Consider the following 17,918-nt stretch of genomic DNA (forward strand, 5'->3'; position numbering starts at 1 on the left):
CACAACGTTATGCCGTTACCTGTCCCAACGGCGGCAACTTCGCCAACTTCAACGCCACCAGCAACGCGCCGATCAGCAGCGCGATGATGAACGCCCCAATCCCATTCCACCCGGCAAAGTGCCAGAAGAACCCGCCCGCCGTCCCAGCAATACTCGATCCCACGTAGTAGCAGAACAGGTACAGCGACGACGCTTGCCCCTTGGCTTTCACCGCACGACGGCCGATCCAGCTGCTGGCTACCGAGTGGGCGCCGAAGAAGCCGAAGGTGAAGATCAGCATGCCCGGCACCACCAGCCACAGTGGAGTGAACAGGGTCAGGGCCATGCCGGCCAGCATCAGCACGATGGTGCTCCACAGCACACGACGGCGGCCGAGGCGGTCGGCCAGAGAGCCGATTTTCGCCGAGCTGTAGATACCCGAGAGGTACACCAGCGACAGCAGGCCGACCACCGCTTGGCTGAGGTCGTAGGGATCGGCCAGCAGGCGATAGCCGATGTAGTTGAACATCGTCACGAACGCGCCCATCAGCAGGAACGCTTCGAGGAACAGCCACGGCAGGCCTGCGTCCTTGAAGTGCATCACAAAGCCATCCACCAGGCTGCGCGGCTTGAGGCTGGTGGCGCGGAAGTTGCGGGATTCGGGGAGGATTTTCCAGAACACCGTGGCGGCAATCAGCGCCAGGGCGCCGATGATCAGCATGGCGGTGTGCCAGCTGACGAAGTCGATCAACACGCCGATGATCAGGCGCCCGCTCATGCCGCCAATCGCGTTGCCGCCGATGTACAAACCCATGGCCAGGCCGATGTGCTGCGGATGGATCTCCTCGCTCAGGTAGGTCATCGCCACGGCGGCCAGGCCGCTCAGCGACAAGCCCACCAGTGCACGCATGAACAGGATGCCTTCCCAGGTAGGCATCAGACCGCTGGCGATGGTGGCTAATGCGGCGCAGAACAGCGCGGAGACCATCACCGGCTTGCGCCCCAGGCGGTCGGAAATCGGTCCGGTGATTAACAGGCCACAGGCGAGCATCGCCGTGGCCACCGACAGGATCAGGCTGCTTTGTGCCGCATTGATGGAAAATTCGTGGGACAGCGCCGGCATCATCGGCTGCACGCAATACAGCAGCGCAAAGGTGGCGAAACCACCGGAGAACAGCGCCAGCACCGTGCGCATGAACATCGGCGTGCCTTTTTCGATGAACTCGTCATTGAGCTGGGCCACCACTTCATCCAGGGCGGTAGGCGGTACGTCTTGAGCGAGTGGAGCGACAGCAGCTTTCACGGGGACCTCGGGGAGGAAGAGCGTGCCAGGACAGGCAATGCAAAAAAGAATATAGCTCCCTAATGATTCTTTCCAATATATTGTTCGACCTGTTTGATAGCTTTGACGACCTAATGAGGCTCCCATGGAATTGCGTCACTTGCGGTACTTCATCGCCGTCGCCGAAGAACTGCATTTCGGCCGGGCCGCGCAGGTGCTGGGCATCTCGCAACCGCCGCTGAGCCAGCAGATCCAGGCGCTGGAACAGGAGGTGGGGGCGCGGTTGTTTGAGCGTACCAATCGTCGGGTCGAGCTGAGCGAGGCGGGACGGTTGTTCCTGCACGAGGCACGGTTGGTGCTGGCACAGGTCGACAAGGCGGCGGACGTAGCGCGCCGGGCGCAGTTGGGTGAACTGGGCGAATTGAAGATTGGCTTCACCTCGTCGGCGCCGTTCAACTCCAGCATCCCCCAGGCGATCTTTGCGTTTCGCCAGGCGTTCCCGGCGGTGCATCTGAACCTGCAGGAGATGAGCAGTACTGAAGTGGCCGAGTCGCTGGTGGATGAGTCGATCCAAGTGGGCCTGATGCGGCCGCTGCCATTGCCGGACTCTCTGAGAGTGGTCGAGTTGATGCGCGAACCCTTGGTCGCGGTGTTGAATGCCGGCCATCCGTTGGTGGAGGGCAGTGAACGGGGCTTGCACCTGGCGCAACTGGCGCAGGAACCGTTTGTATTTTTCCCGCGCACCTACGGCAGTGGCCTCTATGCCCAGTTGCTCAGCCTGGCGCGTGATGCCGGCTTCAGCCCGCACTTTGCCCAGGAGGCCGGGGAGGCGATGACCATCATCGGCCTGGTGGCGGCGGGGTTGGGCGTGTCGGTGCTCCCGGCGTCATACCAGCGCATCCGCATTGATGGCGTGGTCTATCGCACGTTGCTGGATGAGGACGCGGTGACGGCAGTATGGCTGGTGCAGCGCAAGGGCGCGCAGACGCCGATGGCAGAGGCGTTTGTGGAGTTGCTGGTGGCGAGGGAGCTTGCTCCCGCTGGGCTGCGTAGCAGCCCTAAAACCTGACACCGCGATCTGCCGAAACAGTCGCGGTGATCTTACTGGGGCTGCTGCGCAGCCCAGCGGGAGCAAGCTCCCTCGCCACAGGGGGCGGTCCCGGTTTACTTGGTGGTGCCGGTTTGTTCAAACAACTGCGCCGCCGACCCCGCCTCATTCACGCCATTGCTGCGCAACCCCGCCATGATGTCGCTATCCAGGTTGTTCACCCAGCGGTTGTAGTTGCGATGGATCTTGCCGTCCTTGTAGCCCAGGTCGCGGCTGTCGCGGTAGGTGATGGCGTAGCTGTTGCGGGTGTAGCGGATGTCGATGGCTGCGTAGTATTGGTTACGCACGTTGATTTCGGCTTGCACCAGTTGCGGGCTCAGGCGTTGTACCGTCCACTCGCGCTTTTGCAGGGCGTTGACGATCACCGTTTTCATTTTTTCTTCGCTGACCTGGGCGTCGGCCGGCAGGTTGTGCTGGGTGTTGAGGATCGGTTTGCTGGTGCAACCGGCGGTGACCAACAGGGCCAAGGTGATCAGGGTGACGCGTAGCAAGGAAGACATTCCGTATTCTCCAATCGATTTAAAAGTCAGGACCAGCGGCGGAAGATCAGCGAGGTGTTGACGCCGCCAAAGGCAAAGTTGTTGTTCATCACGTAGTCGTGGTGCATCTCGCGGAACTCACCTTGCAGGTAATCCAGCTCGCCGCACTGCGGGTCGACCGAATCCAGGTTGAAGGTGTGCACGTATTGGTCGCGGTTCATCATCTCGATGCTGAACCACGACTCCAGCGCGCCGCACGCGCCCAAGGTGTGACCGAGGAAACTCTTCTGCGAGCTGATAGGCATGCGGCTGCCGAACAGGCTGCTGGTCGCCAGCGTTTCAGCAATGTCGCCTTGGTCGGTGGCGGTGCCATGCCCGTTCACGTAACCGATTGCGGAGGGCTCCAGCCCGGCATCTTCCAGCGCCAGTTCCATGGCGCGGCGCATGGTTTTCTGTTCCGGGCGGGTGGTGTGCTGGCCGTCGGCATTGCTGCCAAAACCGACCAGCTCGGCGTGGATATGCGCACCACGGGCCAACGCGTGTTCCAGTTCTTCAAGCACCAGCATGCCGCCGCCTTCGCCGATCACCAGGCCGTCGCGGCCGCTGTCGTAGGGGCGTGGGCTGGTCTGCGGCGCGTCGTTTTTCAGGCTGGTGGCGTAGAGCGCGTCAAACACCATGGCTTCGGTGGGGCACAGTTCTTCGGCGCCACCGGCGAGCATCAGCGGCAGACGGCCGAACTTGATCGCCTCATAGGCATAACCAATGCCCTGGCTGCCGCTGGTGCAAGCGCTTGATGTAGGGATCAGCCGCCCGGTCAGGCCAAAGAAGATGCTGATATTCGCCGCCGTAGTGTGCGGCATCATGCGCACATAGGAGTTGGCATTCAGCCCCTCGGCCACCGAGTTCAGCAGCATGTTGCCGAACGCCTTGATCTCGTCAGTGCTGCCGGTAGACGAGCCGCAAGCCACGCCCATGCGCCCGTCCTTGATCGACTCATCGCCGAGCAAGCCCGCGTCCTGCAACGCCTGCTCGGCCGCCCACACTGCCAGGCGCGACACCCGGCCCATGCTGCGCAGTTGCTTGCGCGTCCAGTGCGCGGGCACGACAAAATCGTCGATCGGGCCGGCCAGGCGCGTGTTCAGTTCGGTAAAGCGGTCCCACTCATCCATGCGCCGGATGCCGCTGCGGTTGGCGCGGAAGTTGGCGGAAATGGTCGCCCAATCGCCGCCCAGGGAAGTCATGCCGGCCATGCCGGTCACTACGACGCGTTTCATCAGCACAGGCCTCCATTCACGGCCAAGACCTGGCGCGTGATGTAACCGGCTTCGGCCGACATCAGGAAGTTCACCGCACCGGCCACCTCTTCCGGCGTGCCCATGCGCTGCGCGGGAATCATCTTCATCAGTTCTTCCACCGGCACGTTTTCATCCAGCATGGCGGTGTCGATCAAGCCGGGGGCGACGCAGTTGACGGTGATCTTGCGCTTGCCCAGCTCAATGGCCAGGGCCTTGGCCGCACCGATCAAGCCGGCTTTGGAGGCGCTGTAGTTGACCTGGCCACGGTTGCCGATCAGGCCGGAAACCGAGGTGATGCACACGATGCGCCCAGCCGCGCGACGACGAATCATCGGCATCATCACCGGGTGCAGCACGTTGTAGAAACCGTCAAGGTTGGTGCGCATCACCACGTCCCAATCGTCTTCCGACAAGGCCGGGAAGGCGCCGTCACGGGTCAGGCCGGCATTGAGCACCACGCCGTAATAAGCGCCGTGTTGCTCGACGTCAGCGTCGAGGATTGCCTTGCACGCAGCCCGATCCGCCACATCGAATTGCAGCACCCGCGCCTTGCGGCCCAGGGCTTCAACCTCGGCCTGTACCGCCTCGGCGTCGCTACGACCGCTGCGACAATGCAGCACGATGTCATGCCCGGCCTGGGCCAGGCGCAGGGCGATGGCGCGGCCGATGCCACGGCTGGAGCCGGTGACCAGTACGGATTCAGTCATGGCGTTACGTCCTTCGATTCATCTAAATAGTTGGCCGCCTGGGGCGGTCGAAATACATTCAAGCGGGCGCTGGCCTGGATCCCGTTGCCGGTCAGGTGGCATTCGAACACACCCATGCCGTTGTCGTCTTCCAGGGAACGCAGGCCGTGGATCTTCAGCTCGGCGCCCGCCGGGAAGTACTCCACGTTGCACTCGAACTTACGTGTGCCGAGCAGGAAGCCCAGTTCCACCGCTTCGCCTTTCTGGCGCGCGCGGCAACCGGCGTAGGCGGCGACGCTTTGCGCCATCAACTCGATGCCGACCCAGGCCGGCAGGCTGCCGTCCGGGCGGTTGAACAGGCCGCCGGGTTTGACGCTGACGCGGGTGTGGATCTGCTCTTCATCGAACGACAGCACCTGGTCGATCAGGATCATGTCGCCCGCATGGGGCAGCAGTTCAGCGAGTGGCCAAGCAATCATGGGGCCTCTCCGATAATCAGGCTGACGTTATTGCCGCCGAAGGCAAATGAATTGCTCATCAGGCAGCGCTTTCCCAGGGTTTCCGAGGCCTGCGCCCACTGCAAGGCGGGCAGGGCCGGGTCGGCCTGGCCGTCCCACACGTGGGGCGGGACACGGTTGTGAGCCAGGCTCAACCAACAGAACGCCGCTTCCAGCGCCCCGGCTGCGCCCAGGGTGTGACCGCTCATGGGTTTGGTCGATGAGCAGGCCAAGCCGTGCGGGAACAGGCTGGCGACGGCCAGGCTTTCCATGGCGTCGTTATGTTGGGTGGCGGTGCCGTGCAGGTTCAGGTAGCCGATCTGCTCAGGCTGCAATCGGGCGCTGGCCAAGGCCTTGCGCATCGACTGCAACGCGCCTTTGCCGGTGGGCTCGGGCGCGGAGATATGGTGAGCGTCGCAACTGGCACCGCTGCCCAACAGGGCGATGGGCGCGGGTTCCTTGCTCATCAGGAACAGCACGGCCGCTTCGCCGATGTTGATGCCGTTGCGGTTTACCGAGAACGGATTGCAGCGCTCGTTCGACACCGCTTCCAATGAGCTGAAACCGTTGAGGGTCAGCTTGCACAGGCTGTCGACGCCGCCGCAGATCACCGCATCGCACACACCCAGGTCCAGCAGGCGCTGGGCACTCATCAAGGCGCGGGCGCTGGAGGTGCAGGCGGTGGAGATCACATAGGCCGGGCCGCTCAGTTGCAGCCAGTCGGCGAGGAAATTCGCCGGGGCGCTGAGTTCCTGCTGCTGGTAGTCGTAGTCGCCGGGGAACTGGTGTTCCCGCAGAAAGTGCGCGATGCCCCGACTGGCCTCGTCGATGCCCGAGGTGCTGGTGCCGAGCACAACGCCGACGCGTGATGCGCCGTAGGTGTGGATCGCCTGGCGGATATCGCCCTCAATCTGCAATGCCGCTTCCAGCAGCAACTGGTTATTGCGGCTGCTTTGCTGGCCCAGTTCGGCGGGGATGGTCGCCAACTCGCCGTGCACACCGGCCACTGGCAACACGCGTTCCGGCACCCAGCCGCTTTCGGCGCGCATACCGGAGCAGTCGCCGGCAAACAGGCTGCGGCTGACTTCATCCTGGCCTCGGCCTAGGGCGCAGATCACGCCAAGGGCGTTGAGGTAGGCGCTCATCGGGCGGCCCCGAGCGGCGTGATGCGATAGCTCAACGGCTGGCCGGTCATGTTCACGCTGAAGACCTCGGACGATTGATACACGATCTGCCAATGCCCCGGCAGGGTGCGCGTCAGGTCCATGGCTTGCGCGGTCGGGTAGAGCGCGCGCAGGTCATCCGCCGACGCCAGTGCAAACAGCAACGCGGCAAACAGCTCGCGCGCCTGGGGATTGGGCGGCAGCAAACCGTCGGCCTGCCACTCGCCATCGATCAGTTTTTGTCGGGCCTGTGGGATGCCCAGCGGGTCCATCATCGACCAGCGAATACCGCCGCTTTCGCGCTGGATCACCAGCAGCCAGTCCTGGCTCTGCCCGTCGGCCAGACGCTGCACATGCAATTGCAGCGGCAAGGCCAGGGTCGGGGTTTTCTCCGGCAGCGGCGGTTGGCTGGCGCAGGCGCTCAGCAGCAACAGGCAGCCGATCAACAGCATGCGCATCATGGGGCGGCACTCGTCAGCGGTTTGCGTGCCACGCAGTTGACCAATGTTTCCTCGCGCTGGCCCACCGGCGGCGCCTTGCGCAGGCCCCAACGTTCCAGCAGGCCGAAATCGCTGGAACGGCTCCACCACAAGTACGGGTACGAGACGTTCTGCGGGCCAAATTCAAAGCCCTGCTCGCGGAGCATCTCCAGGTACTCTTCGGCGCTTTTCTGCACATGCATCGGGTGGCGGAACAGCCAGCGGATCACCCAGGTGTCGATATAGGCTTCGGTGGATTCGGCAAACAGCAGATAACCGCCCGGCTTGAGCACACGGTAGAACTCTTTGAGCGCACGGTGCTGCTCGACCAGATGGTGGAAGGTCTGGTGGCAGAACAGGATATCGACGCTGGCGTCCGGCACTTGCAAGGTGGCGCAGTCGCTGCCGATCAGCTCGATGGCCAAGCCTTGGCGCTGGGCTTCTTCACGGCTCAGCTCCAGGCTGTGCGGGTCGGCATCCAGGCCGATCAGGCGCTCGGGGGCGAACACCTGCTGCAAGTACTGGAACGACTTGCCCTGGCCACAACCGGCGTCGAGCAATACCGGCGCCTCTGGCAAGGGGTCGGTAAACAGGCTGCGCAGGTCGTTGATCGCCACGCGCAGCACATGGTGCTGCCAGGTGTGGCTGCGCAGGAACCAGAAGCCGAACTTGGTTTCCTCGACGTAGTTTTTACTCAGGTACTGGCTAGTCATACCGGCTCACTCGCACAAATCTCCGACAACATCCGCAACCGCCGCTTGGGCTCGCTGACAAACGGGTTGCGCTCATCCCACGCGTAGCCGGCGAGGATCGAGCAGATCATCCGGCGAATCTCCGGCGAGCTGTCCGGGTGATAGATCACATCCTGGAACGTCCCGGCATACCAGCCCTCGACGTAACAGCGGAAGGTGTCCACGCCGCGTTTCAAGGGCACGGCGAACTCGCTTTCCCAGTCGACGGTTTCGCCCTTGAGCTGACGGTGCAACACAGCGGCTGCCATGCTCGCCGAACGCATGGCGATGGTCACCCCGGAAGAAAACACCGGGTCGAGGAATTCCGCCGCATTGCCCAGCAAGGCAAAGCCCGGCCCGTGCAGGGTTTTGACGTTGGCCGCGTAGCCGCCGAGGGTGCGCGCCGGGGTATCCCACACGGCGTTTTGCAGCACGCCGGCAAGGCTTGGGGTTTCATTGATAAAGCCGCGCAGGCAGGCGTCGAGGTCACTATCGCGGCCGTCGAAATGCTCTTTGGCCGCGACCACGCCCACCGAGCAACGCCCGTTGCTGAACGGAATGGTCCAGAACCAGATATCACGCTGGGTGGGATGGGTGGTCACCAGAATCTTGCTGCGATCAAAGCCTTGATGTTCGATGCGGTCTTCGACGTGCGTGAACACCGCCTGGCGCACGGGAAAGTCAGACGGCAGATCCAGGTCCAGCAGGCGCGGCAACACCCGGCCGTAGCCGCTGGCATCCAGCACGAATTTGGCCTTGAGGTGGTACTCGCTGCCGTTCTCACGGCGTACGTGCAGGTAACGGGATTCGCCCTGGAAGTCCACGCCGACGATGGTCTCGCCGTAGCGGATCTCCACGCCTTGCAGCGCGGCTTGATCGGCCAGCAACTTGTCGAACTCGCCGCGCTGCACCTGGAAGGTGGTCGGCTTGCCGTTGCTGAAGGTGTCACTGAAATCAAATGCGCTGTAGCGCTCGCCCCAGGCGAACGCGGCGCCCGTTTTCACCTGGAACCCAGCGGCCTGCACAGCGTCGAGCATGCCGGCTTCTTCAATGAAGTCGATGCAGTGGGACAGCAGGCTTTCGCCAATCGAGAAGCGCGGGAAATGCTGGCGCTCGATGATCAATACATCATGCCCTTTGCGCTTTAACAGCGCGGCGGCGATGGCCCCGGACGGACCGGCACCGATCACCACCACCTGGCGACGTTCCATTTCAACTGTGGGCACGAGGGCTCCTTGCCACATTGGCGATAATCACATTCATAAGGCGTGTTTCTGTTGCCCGGCCCAGGGTGCCAGCATAAAGCTGAATGCCAGGCCCAGGCTGACCGATAAGCCGAAATTGCTCACCGCCGGTGTACTGGACACCGCCAGCAGCCCAAACGACAACCAGGTCGTCAGCGCTGCCAACAAGGTCCCCAAGAGACTGACCGCAGGACCGCCGATTTGCTCGCGCATCAGGATCGCGTAGTCGACGCTGATGGCCGTGACCAACAGCAGGCCGAACAGGCTGAATAGCGTCAGCGGCTGGCCGAGCCAACCGAGGCTGGCCAGGCTGCACAGGGCTGCCAGCAGTGGCAAGGCGACGATGCGCAAGGCCCCGCCGAAACCGAACGGCAGGATCAGCAGCAACACGATCAGCACGCAAGACATCAACTTCAATTCAGCGGCGCTGATCTGCGTGTCGGCGAACACCCGGTTCAAGTCGCCCAATCGGTCGACCAATTGCACGCCCGGCAAATCCAGCGCCTGCACACGCAGCAAGGCGGGGTTGTTCAAGCCTTGCAGGCTGACCATGGCCGCCACGCCGCCCTCGACCTTGCCGAGCCACAGCGTGCGCCAAGGCTCGGCCATGGGGCCGGCCAGCGCGGCATCGATGTCTTGGGTGGGCAGCGCTTGCAGGTGCGCGACTTCGGCTTGCAGGGCGCTGGCGGGCACGCCGAGGTCCAGCAGCGGCTGCCAGTGTTGCGCCAGGTTGTTCAGCGCATCACGCAGTTGTTGCTGTTCGGCAGGCTGGCTGACCAGTTGATTGAGCGCCAGGTAGCCCTGGAGCTTGTCCATGTTCACCAACTGATCGAGGCGCTGCGCCAACGCGCTCTGACGCTCCAGCAGCTGCTGCTGGTTGTCCGCCCGCACCAGGAAGAACTGGCTGGTGGGCTGGAACCCGGTAATCCGCGCCACGGCCTGCGCCTCTTGCAGCAACTGCGGTGGTGCGCCGATCCATTGGCGGATATCGTTTTTGCTGTTCAGGTGCCACAGGCCACCGGCGCAAAACAACAACACCAGTGCTAGCAGTACCGGGCTCGGCACGCGCTTGAGCAGCGATTCGCGCACCAACCACAGGCATTGCGCGATGCGCAGCGGCCATTGTGCCGGGCGCAACTCGACGCCCTTGAGCAGCGCCGGCAACAGGCACACGGCGGACAGGTAGGCACCGACCAGGCCGGCGGCGGAGAAGATGGCGATTTGCGTCAAGGCCGGGAACGGCGTCCAGGCCAGCGCCAGGTAGCCGATGCAACTGGTCGCCAGGCTCAGGCTCAACCCCGGCAAGGTGATGCGAAGCGCCGGCCAGCTGCGCCACGGGTTCATGCTCCAGCTTTTCGACAGGTAGTGCAGCGGGTAATCCACCGCCACGCCGATCAGGCTGGAACCCAGCACCAGCGTCATTACATGCATATGGCCGAACAGCGCCACACAGGCCACCGCGCCAAACAGCATGCCCACCAGCACCGGCACAAAGGCCAGCAACACCCGCCAGCGTCGGAAGGCGAGCAACAGCAACAACAGGATGCCGACGGTTGCGCCGCCGCCGACCCAGGTGATTTCCCGCGTGGCTTGCTGCTGACCATTGGCGGCGTAGAGCAAGCCGCTGGCGGCGAGTAATTGTGCGCCGTGTTCGCTGGCTTGCTCGCGACTGGCCTGGAGCAAATCCGCCACTTGCAGCGGCAGTTTCATGTCGAAGGCATTGCCGTTGGTGCGCGCACGCAGCAGCACCCAGCTCTTGCCGTCGGCGTCGGCGATCAACGCGCCGCTGCCGATATCCAGCTGCACCGAGCCGTGCTGCGGCTGGCTGTTCTGGATGCGCCCGGTGAGGCCCAGCCAGTCGTCCTGGCTCGGCACCAGGCTGAACCCGGTGAAGGGATCGAACAGCGCTTGCACGCGCTGTTGGATAAACGCGTCGGGCTGTTCGATCAGTTGCTCGCGGTCCTTGGCCGAGAGCATCGCCAGGCGCCCACGCAGCAATTGCTCACGCAGCGCCGGCAGGTCGGCTTGCAGGTTCCACTGCACTTTTTCAAACAGCCCGCTGGCCTGCCAGCGCTCGCCTAACTGTTGCGCCACAGCCACGGCTTGCTGACGATCGGCATGGCCGACCAGTACCAGCATCTCGCGGTTCAGCGGTTCCTGCATGCGCTGTTCGGCTTGCTGTTCCAAGGCGTCCGGCGTGTTGCCCGGCACCAGTTCCATCAGGTTGGCCGACAACGGCGCGCCATGACGCCACTGCCAGCCAGCCAGGGCCAGCACGGCCACCAGCAGGATCAGGAACAGGCGTGGCAATAAGCGCTCACTGGGCAAAGTCGTGTTGCTCCACTTCGCTCGGGGGTTGGCTGGCCGTGCTGTCCTGCATGCGCAAAACGGTACTGTCGCCTTGGGTTTCCAGCAGTTCGATGGTCTGCACCAAGTCGCCGCCGTCGATGTTGATCTGGGTGAACACCTGCTTGAGCAACAGTGAGCGCGGGATCAGCGTGAGCTTCCATTGCTTCGCCTCGCCTTGCAGCTGCAATTCGAAGTCACGCTGCAAGCCGCTGCTGTCGCCCTGGAGTACGGCGAGGAACAGGCGATTCTGCTCGGCGCCGGCACTCTTGTTCGGCAGCAGTTGCCAGCCATTGGCGTCACGGCGGGCGATGCCCTGGGCGCTGATGCGGTAGTCCTGTTGCAATGGGGTTTTCAGCAGCCACAGCAGGCCGTGGTCTTTCGCCAGCACAAAGGTGCCTTTGCTGACCAAGGGCTGGGGCAGCGCGCGCAGGTGTTTTTCCTGGGTGAAGCTGCCGTGGATCACCGAGGGTTTGGCCAACTGCTCGCTGAGCTGTTGCAGATCGAAGGCGTAGGCATGCAGCGACAGCAGCAGCGCACCCAGAAAGGTGATCCATTTCATGACAGGGCCTTTTCGACGTCGTCAGTGAATACTTTGGGCGAGGCCAACTGCATCTCGCGACTGGCGATTTCCACCGCCACTTGCACGGTGCTGGCGCGGGTCAGCCGTTCGCCACTGTCTCGGTCGGTGATCAGGTAATTGACCTTCAAACGGTTCTCCCACTCCACCAGGCTGGCGCGCACGTTGAGGGTCTGGCCGAACACCGCGCCGCGCACGTAGCGCAGCTGCATGTCGATCACCGGCCAGGCGTAGCCGGATTCGAGCATCGCGGTGTAGTTGTGACCGATCTTGTCCAGCAACGCGCAGCGCGCGACCTCCAGGTACTTCACGTAATGCCCGTGCCACACCACGTTCATGGTGTCGACGTCAAAAAACGGCACGAGGATTTCAGTGTCGCAATGCAGCACGCCCTGGCTACGCATGCAGCCTCCAGTGTTGCTCGGCAATGCGTTGCAGGCACAGGCGCAGTTCGCCTTCGAGGGCGCGGTCTTCGATGACAGGTGGGAAGTCCTTGGCCAGCTCTTCGTGCATCGTGGCCAGCGCGGGCGGCAATGGGCGTGCATCTTCGGCCTGGGCGCGCAGCCACACGCCTTGGTTGGCGGCGAGCAGCGTGGCAGCGGCGATCTGCTCGGTCAGCTCCAGTACACGGATCGCATCGCGGGCGGCGATGGTGCCCATGCTCACTTTGTCCTGGTTGTGGCACTCGGTGGAGCGCGAGAACACGCTGGCCGGCATCGTATTTTTCAAGGCTTCGGCGGTCCAGGCGCTGGTGCCGATCTGCACGGCCTTGAAGCCGTGGTTGATCATGGCGCGGTCGGCTGGCGCGCCGGACAGGTTGCTCGGCAGGCCGTGGTTGTAGCGCACATCCACCAGCAACGCGAGCTGGCGGTCGAGCAGGTCAGCGACGTTGGCCACGAGGGTCTTGAGGCTGTCCATGGCGAAGGCGATGTGCCCGCCGTAGAAATGCCCACCGTGCAGCACGCGTTCTTCCTCTGCGTCGATGATCGGGTTGTCGTTGGCGCTGTTCAGCTCGATCTCGATGAACGAGCGCAGCCAGTTCAGGCTGTCGGCCAACACGCCGAGTACGTGGGGCGCGCAGCGCAGCGAGTAACGGTCCTGCAGGCGATGCAACGGCGCGGTCGGCGCGTCGATGGCCAGGTCCTTGCGCAGCCAGGCGGCGACTTGCATCTGCCCAGGGTGCGGCTTGGCGGCGAACAGTCGCTCGTCGAAGTGTTCCGGGTTGCCTTGCAGCGCCACCACGTTCAGCGCGGTGATGCGCGTGGCCAGTTGCAGCAGGTAGTCGGCGCGGGCGAAAGCCAGGCAGGCCAGGCCGGTCATCACGGCGGTGCCGTTCATCAAGGCCAGGGCTTCCTTGGGGCGCAGCACCAGCGGTTCCCAGCCCAGCTCGCGGTGCACGTCGGCGGCTTGGCGGCGTTCGCCACGGAACATCACTTCGCGTTCGCCGGACAGGGTCGCGGCTACGTAGGACAGAGGCGTCAGGTCACCGCTGGCGCCTACCGAGCCTTCTTCCGGGATCAGCGGCAGCACGTCGTGTTCAAGGAACGCCTGCAGACGCTCCAGCAATTCCACGCGCACCCCGGACACGCCGTGACAGAGCGACTGCAATCGCGCCGCCAGCACGGCGCGGGTGGCCTGGGCGTCGAGCAACTTGCCCAAGCCACAACCGTGGAAGGTGTACAGATGACGCGGCAGCGCTTCGACGTGCTGCAACGGCACCGCCACCACGCACGAGTCGCCGTAGCCGGTGGTCACGCCGTAGATCACGCCTTCCTTGTCCAGCAGCGAGTCGAGGAACTGCGCGCCCTTGGCGATGCGCTGGCGATAGGCGGCATCGTCCTGCAATTGGGTCGGCGCCTGACGGTTGGCCAGGGCCAGTACGTCTTCGATGCGCAAAGCGCGTTCGCCAAAGGTTACCGGCTCAAGATGCGTCGTCATCGGTCTTCCAGAAAGGGTAAAAGTTGAACCATTGTTGGGGCGCTTCCAGGCAGAACTGGCCCAGGCGTGCCGCGTAGCGCGCGGTCCACAGGGCTATGACCTGCTCGCGGGTGTTGCGTTTCCATTCGATCAATTCAGCGAAAGGCTCAATGCTCAGGCGATAGCGGCCGTTGTGCTTGAGGCACATCAGCAGGTTTACCGGGCATTTGAGCAGGCCGGCCAGCAGCCACGGGCCTTGGGGGAAGGCGGCGTCATGGCCGAGGAAATCCACGCGCACCGTACGCCCGCCGTGCAGTGGCACGCGGTCGCCGGCGATGGCCAGCCATTCACCGTCGTCCAGGCGCTGGCTGAGCAGCAGCATGGTGGCCGGGTCCAACTCGCTGACCTGGATCAGGCGCAAATGGGTGGCCCCGGCTTCGCCCAGCAGGCGGTTGAATTGCTCGGCGTGCTTGGTGTGCACCAGCACATTCATCGTGACCTGCTCGCCTATTTCGGCAAGGGCGCGACACACTTCGAGGTTGCCCAGGTGCGCGCCCACCAGCATCTGCCCGCGCTCGCCGCGCAGTTGCCCGCGCAATTGCGCCGGGTCGTTGATCTCGATCTGCTCCAGGCGCAGCTTGCCGTTCCACACGTCGAGTTTGTCGAGCAGCGAGTCGGCAAACGCCATGAACTGGCCGAAGACTTTCCAGTGGCTGGGGCGCAGCTCATCGCGCCCGCTCCAGTCGGCCAGGCGCTGCTGGTACTGCCAGGCGCTGCGGCGCGCGGTGCGACCGAACAGGAAGAAGTACAACACGATGCCGTACAGCACCGGGCTCAACAGGCGGCGGCCAAGGACCTTGGCGGCGAAGGCGGTGAGTTTCATCAGCCAATAGCTGCCGCGTTCCTCGCGGTCGGCCCAGTGTTTGCCGCTGTCGCTCATGCCTGCCACCGTCGCCACAGGATCATCGGCGCGCGCACCAACATGCCGAAGAACAACCGAGTGTGCATGGCCGAGATGCGTACGTTGTCGCGGAACAGACGGAAGTGCGACAGGCCGTCAGCGGGGTAATGCACCTGGGTCGGCAACCAGCGCATCGGCTGGTTGCGCCAGGCCAGGCGCACCAGGATGTCGGAGTCGAAATCCATGCGTGTTCCGATGTAGGCCGAGTCCATCAGCGCCAGCACCGGCGCCAGCGGGTACACGCGAAAGCCGCACATCGAGTCGCGGATCTGCAGCGACAGCGTGTTGATCCACACCCACACGTGGGTCAGGTAGCGCGCGTACAGGCGGCCTTTGGGCACGCTGTCGTCGTACTCGGGGTAGCCGCAGATAATCGCATCGGGGTGCCGGCGTGAGGTGTCGAGGAAGGTCTCGACCTCGCGCAGGTCGTGCTGGCCGTCGGCGTCGACTTGCAGGGCGTGGCTGAAGCCCAGGCGTGCGGCCTCGCGGAAACCGGCCATCACGGCACCGCCTTTGCCCTGGTTAGTGGGCAGGGTCAGCAGGGTGACGTTTTCCAAGGTGGCCAGTTGCGCCAGCACGGCGGCGCAGGCCGGGCTGCTGCCATCGTCCACCAGCAGGCAGGGCAGGCCACTGTTCAACAGGCTGCGGACCACGGCGGGCACGGCGGCTTCGTGGTTGTAGACCGGGATCAGGGCGCAGGGGTTATGCATGCGCGGCCTCCAGCAAAATCCGGCCGCTGGAGCAGGCCGCCACACCGTTGCGATAGGCGAAGTACAGCTTGCCGCGTTCCGCATCAAACCGCAGGTGCAGTTCGATCGCATCGCCTGGCCGCACCAGTTGCTGGAACTTGAGCACTTCCATCCCGGCAAACGTTGCCGGTAAATCGAGCAGTTGCTGGCCCAGGTTGAACGCCCATTCCACCTGCACCACGCCCGGCAATACTGGGGTGGCCGGGAAGTGCCCGCTGAAGTAGGCCAGGTCTGGCGGGACGCTCAGTTGCAAGGTCCATTCGCCATCGGCTTCGACCTGCTCCAGTACTTCCGGGGCTTTCGGTCGTGATGCCAACAAGAGCGCTTCGACCTGCGCCTGGGGCAGTTTGCCTTGGCTGTTCAGCGGCAACTGTCTCAGCAAACGCCAGCGACGCGGCAGCGCCAGGGCTTCGCAATGTTGGCTCAAGTGTTGGCGCAGGGTTTGGGTGAGCGTGCGTCGGCCCTGATTGCGCAAGGCATGCAGGCCTTCGGCACTCAAAACTACCAGCGCGCCAAGGGACGCGCGGTTTTCCTGCACCACACCCAGACGCGTTTCCGCGACCCACGGGTGGGTCATCAGTGCGTGTTCGAGCATGGGCAGGGAGATGCGTTTTTCTTCCAGCTTGACGATGCGATCCAGGCGCCCGAGCAACTCGAAACGGCCATCGGCATGGATACGCGCAGCGTCGGCGGTTTGTTCGACGTGCCCTTCAGGCAGATAGGGTGAAGCGATGCGCAGGGCGCCGTCGGCGTCCTGGCTCAGGAGCACGTCGGCAAACGGTTGCCAAGGCTGTGCACCCTGGCGCCACGCAATGCCGCCGGTTTCCGAGCTGCCGAGGATTTCCGTGGGCCACTGCTGCAAGCGGTCATAAAGGCTGCCGGCGGCTTCCACCGGCAACGCGCCGCCGGAGGAAAACACCCGTGACACCTGGCTCAGTGCCGGCCAGTCGAGGTTGTCGCCCATGCGTTTGAGCAACGCCGGGCTGGCGACCCAGGCGAACCGGGCCTGCTCGCGGCTGGCGCGCTGCAAGTCCTCAGGGAAGGCCAGTTGCTTGCGTACGAAGGTGCGCCCGGCGCACAGCGGCCAGAGCACGCGGAACAGCAAGCCGTAGATGTGCTGAGTGGCCACGCTGCCGATGATGCAGGCGTCTTTAAGGTCCGGGCCCCACAGGGTTTCCAGCGCCTCGACTTCGTTAGCCAGTTGGCGCAGCGTCTTGTCGATGCGCTTGGGTTCGCCGCTGGAACCGGACGTGCACAGGCTCAGTTGGCAAGCGTCGAGATCAAGTGCCGCAGCGCTCAGTGGCGCCTGGTACAGCGCGTCCAGGTCTGTGGCCTCGGTCAGCCAGGCATCGACGGCTTCATCCCAGCGTTGGCGGGTCTGCGGTTGCAAGTCGGCGGGCAGCAATACGCTGACCCCGGCGCGCCAGGCGCCCAGCAGGGCAATCGCCAGCAGGCCGGCATCTTCCAAGTAAACGGCCAGGCGCTGGATGCCGCGCGCTTGCAGGCCTGCGGCCAGGCTCAGGGACTGTTCCCACAACTGGGCATGATTCATTGCAGGTTCGGTGGTGACCGGACGCTGTTCCAGCGGCTCAAGCAACAAGTGCTCAAGTTTCAACCCATTCATACGCGGCCTCGAACCCTTTGTCGTACCAGCCATTCCACGGCAAACAACAGCCCCATCAGCCCGTAGGCGATCAAGCCGTTGTACAACGTCCACCAGCTCAGCGGCGCCCACAGGGTGAGGGCGGCGGCGAGCAGGCCATTACACAGAAAAAACACGCTCCACACCACGGTGACCTGGCGGGTATACACAATGGCATGCGGGGGCAGCACCGGATCGGTCATGCGCGCCAGGCGCTCGACCACCGGCGGGCCGTATTTGAGGCTCAAGCCAAACAACGCCAGCATGAACCCGCTGACCAGGCTCGGGTACCAGCGCAGCAAGTGCGGGTTGTCGAACCAGGCCAGTAGCAGGCAGAAAACGATTACCGCCACTGCCATCCAGCGGCTGCCGGGGCGTCGCGCACCGGTCAGAGCGCGCAGCAGCCACAAACTGCCGAGCAGCAGGCCGAATTGCCACGGGGCGAAGTGTTCGGTGCCGTAATACACCGCAAAGGGGTACAGCAGCCCCGCCAACAACAGGCCAAGGCCGATCAGCCGACTCATGCGGCAGGCTGGACCAGACGGTACACCGCCTCAACCACGTCGTTGACGGTGCGCACGGCCTTGAATTCTTCGGCGGCGATCTTCTTGCCAGTCTGGCGCTTGATGTGGTCGATCAAGTCGACGGCGTCGATGCTGTCGATTTCCAGGTCCTGGTACAGGTTGGCGTCAAGGGTGACGCGTTCCGGCGGCAGTTCAAACAGTTCCACCAAGGCGTCGCGCAAGGTGTTGAAAATATCGTCACGAGTTTGCATGGTCC

General features: G+C 63.8%; 19 protein-coding genes. 1 reads left to right on the forward strand and 18 read right to left on the reverse strand.

Going from position 1 to position 17,918, the window contains the following annotated elements; all coding sequences use genetic code 11:
* Nucleotides 1-7: 7 nt before the first annotated feature.
* A complete protein-coding gene (locus ACP7EW_RS20405) occupies nt 8-1,234 on the reverse strand; it encodes an MFS transporter (RefSeq protein ID WP_426219587.1) in 1,227 nt (408 codons plus the stop codon).
* 172 nt (nt 1,235-1,406) lie between these two features.
* Between ACP7EW_RS20405 and ACP7EW_RS20410 the strand changes: the two genes are divergently transcribed.
* Nucleotides 1,407-2,330, forward strand: coding sequence for a LysR substrate-binding domain-containing protein (locus tag ACP7EW_RS20410; protein WP_426219261.1), 924 nt, complete (start codon nt 1,407-1,409; stop codon nt 2,328-2,330).
* 95 nt (nt 2,331-2,425) lie between these two features.
* On the opposite strand, the gene ACP7EW_RS20415 is transcribed toward ACP7EW_RS20410, so the two are convergent.
* From ACP7EW_RS20415 to ACP7EW_RS20495, 17 genes are read right to left on the reverse strand one after another with little or no spacing between them, the layout of a single operon-like run.
* Nucleotides 2,426-2,869 carry a hypothetical protein gene (locus ACP7EW_RS20415; protein ID WP_426219263.1) on the reverse strand — a complete coding sequence of 148 codons (444 nt, stop codon included), beginning with the start codon at nt 2,867-2,869 and terminating at the stop codon, nt 2,426-2,428.
* Between the two features lie 26 nt (nt 2,870-2,895).
* Nucleotides 2,896-4,122 (reverse strand): beta-ketoacyl-ACP synthase, encoded by a 1,227-nt coding sequence (locus ACP7EW_RS20420; RefSeq protein ID WP_016979200.1) that lies wholly within the window; start codon nt 4,120-4,122, stop codon nt 2,896-2,898.
* The gene (fabG, locus tag ACP7EW_RS20425) at nt 4,122-4,850 is read right to left on the reverse strand and encodes a 3-oxoacyl-ACP reductase FabG (RefSeq protein ID WP_426219265.1); all 729 of its coding nucleotides are present in this window, start codon (nt 4,848-4,850) and stop codon (nt 4,122-4,124) included. Before fabG ends, ACP7EW_RS20420 begins: the two co-directional genes overlap by 1 nt.
* Nucleotides 4,847-5,308 carry a 3-hydroxylacyl-ACP dehydratase gene (locus tag ACP7EW_RS20430; RefSeq protein WP_426219267.1) on the reverse strand — a complete coding sequence of 154 codons (462 nt, stop codon included), beginning with the start codon at nt 5,306-5,308 and terminating at the stop codon, nt 4,847-4,849. The genes fabG and ACP7EW_RS20430 overlap by 4 nt, the downstream gene beginning before the upstream one ends.
* Nucleotides 5,305-6,471, reverse strand: coding sequence for a beta-ketoacyl-[acyl-carrier-protein] synthase family protein (locus ACP7EW_RS20435; RefSeq protein ID WP_426219269.1), 1,167 nt, complete (start codon nt 6,469-6,471; stop codon nt 5,305-5,307). Before ACP7EW_RS20435 ends, ACP7EW_RS20430 begins: the two co-directional genes overlap by 4 nt.
* The gene (locus ACP7EW_RS20440; RefSeq protein ID WP_426219271.1) at nt 6,468-6,950 is read right to left on the reverse strand and encodes a hypothetical protein; all 483 of its coding nucleotides are present in this window, start codon (nt 6,948-6,950) and stop codon (nt 6,468-6,470) included. Before ACP7EW_RS20440 ends, ACP7EW_RS20435 begins: the two co-directional genes overlap by 4 nt.
* Nucleotides 6,947-7,681: a class I SAM-dependent methyltransferase gene (locus ACP7EW_RS20445; protein ID WP_061435006.1), complete on the reverse strand. Its 735-nt coding sequence runs from the start codon at nt 7,679-7,681 to the stop codon at nt 6,947-6,949. The genes ACP7EW_RS20440 and ACP7EW_RS20445 overlap by 4 nt, the downstream gene beginning before the upstream one ends.
* The gene (locus ACP7EW_RS20450) at nt 7,678-8,925 is read right to left on the reverse strand and encodes an NAD(P)/FAD-dependent oxidoreductase (protein ID WP_426219273.1); all 1,248 of its coding nucleotides are present in this window, start codon (nt 8,923-8,925) and stop codon (nt 7,678-7,680) included. Before ACP7EW_RS20450 ends, ACP7EW_RS20445 begins: the two co-directional genes overlap by 4 nt.
* A gap of 33 nt (nt 8,926-8,958) precedes the next feature.
* Nucleotides 8,959-11,271, reverse strand: a complete 2,313-nt coding sequence (locus ACP7EW_RS20455) for an MMPL family transporter (protein WP_426219276.1) — start codon at nt 11,269-11,271, stop codon at nt 8,959-8,961.
* Complete coding sequence (locus ACP7EW_RS20460) at nt 11,261-11,851, reverse strand: outer membrane lipoprotein carrier protein LolA (protein ID WP_426219278.1); 591 nt, start codon at nt 11,849-11,851, stop codon at nt 11,261-11,263. Before ACP7EW_RS20460 ends, ACP7EW_RS20455 begins: the two co-directional genes overlap by 11 nt.
* A complete protein-coding gene (locus tag ACP7EW_RS20465) occupies nt 11,848-12,273 on the reverse strand; it encodes an acyl-CoA thioesterase (protein WP_426219280.1) in 426 nt (141 codons plus the stop codon). The genes ACP7EW_RS20460 and ACP7EW_RS20465 overlap by 4 nt, the downstream gene beginning before the upstream one ends.
* Complete coding sequence (locus ACP7EW_RS20470; protein ID WP_426219282.1) at nt 12,266-13,807, reverse strand: HAL/PAL/TAL family ammonia-lyase; 1,542 nt, start codon at nt 13,805-13,807, stop codon at nt 12,266-12,268. Before ACP7EW_RS20470 ends, ACP7EW_RS20465 begins: the two co-directional genes overlap by 8 nt.
* Entirely contained in the window at nt 13,791-14,726 is a 936-nt protein-coding gene (locus ACP7EW_RS20475) for a glycosyl transferase (protein ID WP_016979211.1), read from the reverse strand. The genes ACP7EW_RS20470 and ACP7EW_RS20475 overlap by 17 nt, the downstream gene beginning before the upstream one ends.
* The gene (locus ACP7EW_RS20480; protein WP_033897782.1) at nt 14,723-15,457 is read right to left on the reverse strand and encodes a glycosyltransferase family 2 protein; all 735 of its coding nucleotides are present in this window, start codon (nt 15,455-15,457) and stop codon (nt 14,723-14,725) included. The genes ACP7EW_RS20475 and ACP7EW_RS20480 overlap by 4 nt, the downstream gene beginning before the upstream one ends.
* Nucleotides 15,450-17,120 carry an AMP-binding protein gene (locus ACP7EW_RS20485; RefSeq protein ID WP_426219284.1) on the reverse strand — a complete coding sequence of 557 codons (1,671 nt, stop codon included), beginning with the start codon at nt 17,118-17,120 and terminating at the stop codon, nt 15,450-15,452. Before ACP7EW_RS20485 ends, ACP7EW_RS20480 begins: the two co-directional genes overlap by 8 nt.
* Nucleotides 17,117-17,662 carry a hypothetical protein gene (locus ACP7EW_RS20490; RefSeq protein WP_426219286.1) on the reverse strand — a complete coding sequence of 182 codons (546 nt, stop codon included), beginning with the start codon at nt 17,660-17,662 and terminating at the stop codon, nt 17,117-17,119. Before ACP7EW_RS20490 ends, ACP7EW_RS20485 begins: the two co-directional genes overlap by 4 nt.
* Entirely contained in the window at nt 17,659-17,913 is a 255-nt protein-coding gene (locus ACP7EW_RS20495) for an acyl carrier protein (RefSeq protein WP_003187949.1), read from the reverse strand. The genes ACP7EW_RS20490 and ACP7EW_RS20495 overlap by 4 nt, the downstream gene beginning before the upstream one ends.
* Between the last annotated feature and the right edge of the window lie 5 nt (nt 17,914-17,918).

It is taken from the genome of Pseudomonas sp. DWRC2-2 (assembly GCF_049897885.1).
Lineage (GTDB): Bacteria > Pseudomonadota > Gammaproteobacteria > Pseudomonadales > Pseudomonadaceae > Aquipseudomonas > Aquipseudomonas azotoformans_A.

What these genes read in the sequence shown, in the direction of transcription:
- ACP7EW_RS20410 (WP_426219261.1), top strand. Translation starts at nt 1,407, where the DNA reads ATGGAATTGCGTCACTTGCGGTACTTCATCGCCGTCGCCGAAGAACTG.
- ACP7EW_RS20415 (WP_426219263.1), bottom strand. Translation starts at nt 2,869, where the DNA reads ATGTCTTCCTTGCTACGCGTCACCCTGATCACCTTGGCCCTGTTGGTC.
- ACP7EW_RS20420 (WP_016979200.1), bottom strand. Translation starts at nt 4,122, where the DNA reads ATGAAACGCGTCGTAGTGACCGGCATGGCCGGCATGACTTCCCTGGGC.
- fabG (WP_426219265.1), bottom strand. Translation starts at nt 4,850, where the DNA reads ATGACTGAATCCGTACTGGTCACCGGCTCCAGCCGTGGCATCGGCCGC.
- ACP7EW_RS20430 (WP_426219267.1), bottom strand. Translation starts at nt 5,308, where the DNA reads ATGATTGCTTGGCCACTCGCTGAACTGCTGCCCCATGCGGGCGACATG.
- ACP7EW_RS20435 (WP_426219269.1), bottom strand. Translation starts at nt 6,471, where the DNA reads ATGAGCGCCTACCTCAACGCCCTTGGCGTGATCTGCGCCCTAGGCCGA.
- ACP7EW_RS20440 (WP_426219271.1), bottom strand. Translation starts at nt 6,950, where the DNA reads ATGATGCGCATGCTGTTGATCGGCTGCCTGTTGCTGCTGAGCGCCTGC.
- ACP7EW_RS20445 (WP_061435006.1), bottom strand. Translation starts at nt 7,681, where the DNA reads ATGACTAGCCAGTACCTGAGTAAAAACTACGTCGAGGAAACCAAGTTC.
- ACP7EW_RS20460 (WP_426219278.1), bottom strand. Translation starts at nt 11,851, where the DNA reads ATGAAATGGATCACCTTTCTGGGTGCGCTGCTGCTGTCGCTGCATGCC.
- ACP7EW_RS20465 (WP_426219280.1), bottom strand. Translation starts at nt 12,273, where the DNA reads ATGCGTAGCCAGGGCGTGCTGCATTGCGACACTGAAATCCTCGTGCCG.
- ACP7EW_RS20470 (WP_426219282.1), bottom strand. Translation starts at nt 13,807, where the DNA reads ATGACGACGCATCTTGAGCCGGTAACCTTTGGCGAACGCGCTTTGCGC.
- ACP7EW_RS20475 (WP_016979211.1), bottom strand. Translation starts at nt 14,726, where the DNA reads ATGAGCGACAGCGGCAAACACTGGGCCGACCGCGAGGAACGCGGCAGC.
- ACP7EW_RS20480 (WP_033897782.1), bottom strand. Translation starts at nt 15,457, where the DNA reads ATGCATAACCCCTGCGCCCTGATCCCGGTCTACAACCACGAAGCCGCC.
- ACP7EW_RS20485 (WP_426219284.1), bottom strand. Translation starts at nt 17,120, where the DNA reads ATGAATGGGTTGAAACTTGAGCACTTGTTGCTTGAGCCGCTGGAACAG.
- ACP7EW_RS20490 (WP_426219286.1), bottom strand. Translation starts at nt 17,662, where the DNA reads ATGAGTCGGCTGATCGGCCTTGGCCTGTTGTTGGCGGGGCTGCTGTAC.
- ACP7EW_RS20495 (WP_003187949.1), bottom strand. Translation starts at nt 17,913, where the DNA reads ATGCAAACTCGTGACGATATTTTCAACACCTTGCGCGACGCCTTGGTG.